General features: G+C 54.5%; 3 protein-coding genes. 2 read left to right on the top strand and 1 reads right to left on the bottom strand.

Annotated features, from left to right (window positions below; all coding sequences use genetic code 11):
* Window positions 1-87 precede the first annotated feature (87 nt).
* Window positions 88-351, top strand: coding sequence for a heavy-metal-associated domain-containing protein (locus tag KYG_RS23560; RefSeq protein ID WP_008903554.1), 264 nt, complete (start codon window positions 88-90; stop codon window positions 349-351).
* Window positions 352-449: 98 nt separating this feature from the next.
* Window positions 450-875, top strand: a complete 426-nt coding sequence (locus KYG_RS04030; protein WP_008903553.1) for a cytochrome c — start codon at window positions 450-452, stop codon at window positions 873-875.
* A gap of 156 nt (window positions 876-1,031) precedes the next feature.
* On the opposite strand, the gene KYG_RS04025 is transcribed toward KYG_RS04030, so the two are convergent.
* Window positions 1,032-1,460, bottom strand: a complete 429-nt coding sequence (locus tag KYG_RS04025; protein WP_139019287.1) for a hypothetical protein — start codon at window positions 1,458-1,460, stop codon at window positions 1,032-1,034.
* Between the last annotated feature and the right edge of the window lie 180 nt (window positions 1,461-1,640).

The raw sequence follows: 1,640 nt of genomic DNA, 5'->3' as shown, positions 1-1,640 counted from the left end.
CTATGCACGCCGCGTACCTAGATTTGTTCCCCGGCTGCGCCACAGCGCTTCCGGTTCTCAATCCACCGATGCTATTGAAGGAAGACGATGACCACGATTGACTTAGCTGTTTCCGGAATGACTTGTTCGATGTGCGTGGCACATGTCACTGAAGCGCTGAATGGCGTAGCTGGCGTCAGCGCAGTCGAAGTGAGCCTGAAGGACGGCACTGCCCGCGTGCAGACAAGCGCGCCAAGTGCCGATCACCTGATCCAAACCCTGGCCCAAGCTGGCTATCCTGCCACTCGAACGTCCTCGGGTAGCTCGCGGCTCGAGCCTGGGCGCGGCGGTGGTTGCTGTTGCAAGCAGTGAGCGGAAGTGGCAGCCCAGAGGAAACCGTAAAACCAAGTAGGCTGGGTGTCGGTTTAGGCGTGCTGTTGTCCGCGGGACTGCTGGCTGCAGGCACATTCATGGTGCTTGTGAACAGGCCCTCGGCCAAGCTGCAACCCTACACATTGCGTCCCGATGATCCGCAGGTTGTGAGCTTTGGTGCACGCATCTACGCCCAGCAGTGCGCGGCATGCCATGGGGTGCGGGGCGAAGGGCAGTCAGATTGGCGTGAACGGGGTACGGATGGCCTGTTGCCAGCTCCTCCCCACGATCCGAGCGGCCATACGTGGCATCACCCGGATTCTCAGTTGTTTGCGATCACCAAATTCGGCCTTGCCAAGCTCATCGAGCAGCCTGACTACAAGACTGCGATGCCTATTTATGACAGGGTGCTTAGTGACCACGAAATTGTTGCGGTGCTCTCTTGGATCAAGGCCCAGTGGCCGCCAGACGTCAGAACGCGTCACGATGAAATCAACGAAGCAGCTCGTAAGTCTGGCATGTGAACGACAGTCGACCGTCTTTTTTAAACAATTGATAGATTCGAATCATCAAATGAAAATCGCATGCCGTTTTATTGAACGGGTATTTTGACAAACACGAAAGATTCATTGAAAAAATCCCGGAGTTGAATGCCTCCGGGATTTTTGATCCGCCTGATTTTAATTCTGGAAGAGTTCCTTCATGCGCGCTCGTTCGTAAGGTGTTTGATTCAGCATCTCATTGATGACTTGTTGGCGTGTCTTGCTTTGATGATAAGTCGGCTCTCCGGCCGGCGCTAACCGTGGACGCTGCTCATCTCCGTGAAGCATCTTGTCGTGAACTTGGGGATCGGCTGGGGCCCGTGGGCTGTTTTGCGTTGGGCCTGACGCACCGCGCTCAGCTTGCGTTTTCTGCTCGTCCCCATGGAGCATATTGTTGTGCATTTGGCTGCCAGTCGTTGTCCTTTGGGATTGTTGAGCCAGCTTGATTGAGCCGACCTGGCTCGAATCATCGTGGCCGAAAGGTGCAGGAGTGGCTGCCTGCGAAAGCGCCGGCGCGGCCATTACAACCGAGGCAATGGCAGACAGTGCAATGGATTTGAGTTTCATATTCGACTCCGGTAAGCTGAAAAGTAGGAACTTCATCCCTGGTAGTGCTTTGAACACGGGGTGGAATCTACTCCTTGGATACCGACAAATTACTGACCCACTCATTACATTCTTGTCAGCTTTGAAGCTTCGTATCATGAATACAGACAGATCAGGAGATAACGCGTGAGCACCACTAGA

Source organism: Acidovorax sp. NO-1 (assembly GCF_000238595.1).
Classification (GTDB): domain Bacteria; phylum Pseudomonadota; class Gammaproteobacteria; order Burkholderiales; family Burkholderiaceae_C; genus Acidovorax.
This window is presented reverse-complemented; position numbering and strand designations above follow the sequence as displayed.

Excerpts from the sequence above, each read along its gene's own strand:
- KYG_RS04025 (WP_139019287.1), bottom strand. The coding sequence starts at position 1,460 with ATGAAACTCAAATCCATTGCACTGTCTGCCATTGCCTCGGTTGTAATG.
- KYG_RS04030 (WP_008903553.1), top strand. The coding sequence starts at position 450 with ATGGTGCTTGTGAACAGGCCCTCGGCCAAGCTGCAACCCTACACATTG.
- KYG_RS23560 (WP_008903554.1), top strand. The coding sequence starts at position 88 with ATGACCACGATTGACTTAGCTGTTTCCGGAATGACTTGTTCGATGTGC.